Source organism: Heliomarina sp. (genome assembly GCF_052826185.1).
In genome coordinates, this window is sequence record NZ_JBRBUI010000035.1 from 1 (window position 1) to 3,962 (window position 3,962).

The 3,962-nt window shown below is 57.5% G+C and carries 4 protein-coding genes; all 4 read left to right on the forward strand.

The annotated features are described in order from the left end of the window. A partial coding sequence (locus tag ACU0FH_RS11130; protein WP_446194655.1) for an ABC transporter ATP-binding protein C-terminal domain-containing protein occupies positions 1-238 on the forward strand: 238 nt, incomplete at its 5' end. Then, a complete protein-coding gene (locus ACU0FH_RS11135) occupies positions 231-2,150 on the forward strand; it encodes an AMP-dependent synthetase/ligase (RefSeq protein ID WP_027264302.1) in 1,920 nt (639 codons plus the stop codon). The genes ACU0FH_RS11130 and ACU0FH_RS11135, both read left to right, overlap by 8 nt. Then, a complete protein-coding gene (locus tag ACU0FH_RS11140) occupies positions 2,151-3,038 on the forward strand; it encodes a branched-chain amino acid ABC transporter permease (protein ID WP_027264303.1) in 888 nt (295 codons plus the stop codon). It begins immediately after the preceding gene. A 3-nt stretch (positions 3,039-3,041) separates the two neighbouring features. Then, the coding region (locus tag ACU0FH_RS11145; protein ID WP_446194656.1) for a branched-chain amino acid ABC transporter permease at positions 3,042-3,962 on the forward strand (921 nt) is incomplete at its 3' end.

A 3,962-nucleotide genomic window follows, 5' to 3' on the forward strand; every position in this document is an offset into this window, starting at 1 on the left:
ACCGATGGCCGGCATGAACCAGGAAGAGAAAGGGTATATGTCCCGTTTCATTCTGGATGCCCGTGCCGAACGCGGCGTCAGCGTTCTGCTGATCGAACACCATATGGATGTCATCACCGGCATTTGTGATCGGATGCTGGCACTGAATTACGGTGAAATGATCGCCAGTGGCATCCCCAAGGAGGTTGTGAAGGACCCGCGGGTCATCGAGGCATATATCGGAGGGTCGCATGACTGATTTTACGAAGAACCGGTCTTCAGGCGGCGAAACGATTGGTGCACTTCTGGCGAAGAACGCGTCGCTCCACGGAAAGGATATCGCCCGTCGCGAAAAAGAGCGTGGGATATGGAAAGAAACCACCTGGGCGGAATACGCCCAAGAGGTGGTGGCCTGTGCGGCTGGGCTTGAAAAAATCGGCGTGAAGCCTGGCAAAGCAGTGCTTGTTCTGGGCGATAACCGTGCGCGGCTCTATGGCGGCATGCTGGCTGTTTCGTTGCTTGGTGCCTATGCAATGCCTGCCTATCCCGGCGCGACGCTCGAAGAACTCCGGCACTTTCTTGGCGAAGTGGAGATCGTCGCGGCTATTGCGGAAGATCAGGAACAGGTTGACAAGATCCTGGAACTGAAGGACGCCGGCGCCGAGGGCATCGACCACATCATTTATGATGAAGCGCGCGGTCTTGGCTTCTACGAGGTTGAAGGGCTGATGTCCTGGGATCACCTGATCGAAGTTGGTCAGCACGATCTGAACGAAACCCCGGGCCTGCGTGAGGAACTGCTTAGTCGTGCGAAGCCGGAAGATCCGGCCATTTTTCTGCACTCCTCCGGAACGACGGGCGCGCCGAAGGGCATCGTACTGAGTCAGAAGAACGTTCTTGCTGCTGCTCGGAATGGACATGCGGCGGGTGCCTTCGACGAAAATGAGGAGATCCTCGCGTACTTGCCGATGGCCTGGGTGGGAGACTACGCCATAACCGTTGCCGCGGCACTCCTTTGGCGTTTCACCGTGAATGTGCCTGAGCGCCAGGAAACGGTCGTGCGCGACATGCGCGAGATCGCTCCGACCTTCTATCTGGCGGCGCCGAGAAGCTGGGACCAAATGCTGACGACAATCCAGGTGGGTATCGAGAATTCGACCCCTTTCAAGAAATGGCTGTATCATTTCTTCATGGATCGGGCCATCGCCGCTGAGACACGCAAGCTGAACGGAAAAAGCGGTGGTATATTGGAGCCTTTGGGCCGACTTTTGGGTGAGGCAATTGTTTTCGGTCCGATCAAGGACCAGTTCGGAATGAGCCGCCTCAAGAACGCGTTCACCGGCGGCGAAGCGATCGGCGAAGACACCTTTGTTTTCTACCGAGCCTTGGGAATCAAATTGCGCCAACTCTACGGCCAAACCGAAAACAGCGCGATCAATGCAATTCAGTCTCCGGGTGAAGTGCGCCTTCATACGGTTGGCAAACCCGCGCCCGGCGTCGAGGTGACCATCGCCGAGGACGGGGAGATCTTGGTACGCTCGGACAGCGTATTCGAAGGGTACTTCAACAAACCCGAAGCGACCGCCGAAGCCCTTGAGGGCGGGTGGCTGCATACAGGTGATGCCGGGTATTTGGAGGAAGATGGACACCTGGTTGTTCTGGGGCGCGTCTCCGAGGTCATGCATACGGCCGGAGGCGAGCGGTTTGTGCCAAACTACATCGAGAACCGGTTGAAATTCAGCCCTTATATTAAGGATGCTGCCGTAATCGGCGCCGGGCTTGACGAATTGACGGCTATGGTCTGCGTGGATTTCGAAGCCGTTGGCCACTGGGCAGAGGTGAACGGCGTGCCCTATGTGTCTTATGCCGATCTTTCTCAGCGTGAAGAGGTCGCGACGTTGCTTCGCGAGGCCTTCCAACGGGTCAACAAGGCCGTCACCGAACCATTGCGCCTGCAACGCTTTGTCAGTCTGCCGAAAGAATTCGACCCGGACGATGGCGAAATCACGCGAACCCGAAAACTGCGGCGGAAGGTCGTTCAGGAACGCTATGCCGACGTGATCGCAGCGCTCTACGACGGTTCAAAAGAGGTCCATGTAAGCGCGCAGGTGACTTACGAGACCGGGGAAGTAGGGAAGGTCGAAAGAAGCCTTCCCATCAGGGAGGTATAAATGGACTGGGTCTTTCTATCAGAGCTTGCGATCAACGGAGCCTTGACGGGTCTGCTGTACTCGCTATTCGCCATCGGCCTTGTGCTGATTTACAAGGCATCTTCGGTGCCCAATCTGGCGCAGGGCGGGTTGACCATGGTCGGGGCCTATGTGGTCCTGGCGCTGGCACGCGACGTGGGTTTACCCTTGTGGCTGGCCATCCCTCTGGCTGCGGTTGTCATGTTCGGCCTTGGGTTCGGCATTGAGCGTGTTGCTCTGCGCCGTCTCGCAGGTCGGCCGGTTGTCATGATCTTGATGCTGACACTCGGCCTCGACATTTTCCTGCGGGGTACAACGCTTGCGATCTGGGGCGGGACGTCGCGTTCGATGGAATTGGGCGTCAGCTATGATCCGCTGTTCCTGGGCGACATATTCATCAGCCGCATCCATCTGGTTGGTGCCGGTGTTGCGCTCGTCTTGTTTGTCGCCTTCATGCTGTTTTTCCGAACCCGGACCGGGATCAAGTTGCGGGCGATCGCGGATGATTACATGGCTTCGTGGTCGGTCGGCATCTCGGTTGAACGCGGAGTTGGCTTTTCTTGGGCGCTGGCATCCGTTGTTGCCGTCGCCGCAGGCGTTATATGGGGCGAGATTCAGGGTGTCGATCAGGCGCTGTCGCTGTTGCTTCTCAAAGGTCTGACGGTTGCCGTTCTCGGTGGTCTCGACAGTATCCTTGGCGCCGTGATCGCGGGCATCATCCTGGGCGTCGTCGAAAACGTTGGCGCTGATTTCCTCGATCCGCTTGTCGGAGGCGGAAGCCGTGAGCTTATCGTCGCTGCCGTGCTCATTCTTACGGTCATGATCCGTCCGCACGGGCTGTTCGGTCGTCACGACATCGAAAGGGTGTAAGGAATGTTTTACGGACTTTCCGGCGTCCATCACGCCAACTACGTTTCGGATAGCCGAATCTTCAAGGTACCTGCTGACAGGAATCTGGCTGCATTTATCTTCCTGATCGGCATTGCCGCGCCATTCATCATACCTTCGCTTTACCTGAACAGTTACATGCTTCCGTGGCTGATCTGGACGGCGGCCGCTTTGGGGCTGAACCTGGTGACAGGTTGGGCGGGGCAGCTTCACCTGGGCTACGCCGCGGTCATGGCGGTCGGCGCCTATTCGGCGATCCATGCCGCGCGTTTCGGGGTGCCGTGGGAATTCGCGCTGATCATCGGCGGGTTGACGTCATCCGTGATCGGCAGCCTGTTTGCTTTTGCCGCTTTGCGGGTCAAGGGACTGTACCTCGCCCTTACCACTCTTGCGATGCAATTTGTGATGGACTGGGTTCTGACCCACTCTCCGGCGATCTCGGGGGGCTCACACGCGTCGCTCCAGTCACCGACATTGGCGCTGCTCGGGCAAGAGATTACCACTGATACTGGCTTCTACTATGTCGCCTTCGGCTGGTGTGTCTTGGTGACGATCTTCATGCTTAATCTCAAGCGTACTGGACTCGGTCGCGCTTTGGTCGCTGTCCGGGAAAAAGACTTTGCAGCCGCGATCCTGGGTGTGAACAGTTTCTACTACAAGATCCTGGCCTTCGCGACGTCGTCTTTCATCGCGGGCGTCAGTGGTGCGTTGCTTGTTGCCACCTTCTTCTTTCTTGCGGCACCTGAGCAGTTTTCGGTGAACGTGTCGATCCAGGTTCTTGCGATGGTGATTGTTGGCGGCCTTGGCAGCATTATCGGTTCCTATTTCGGTGTTGCCCTGATCCTTCTTGTTCCGGGTATCGTGAACGGTCTCGTCGTCACGCTGAGTGACGGGCTTGGCATGCAG

Excerpts from the sequence above, each read along its gene's own strand:
- ACU0FH_RS11135 (WP_027264302.1), top strand. The coding sequence starts at position 231 with ATGACTGATTTTACGAAGAACCGGTCTTCAGGCGGCGAAACGATTGGT.
- ACU0FH_RS11140 (WP_027264303.1), top strand. The coding sequence starts at position 2,151 with ATGGACTGGGTCTTTCTATCAGAGCTTGCGATCAACGGAGCCTTGACG.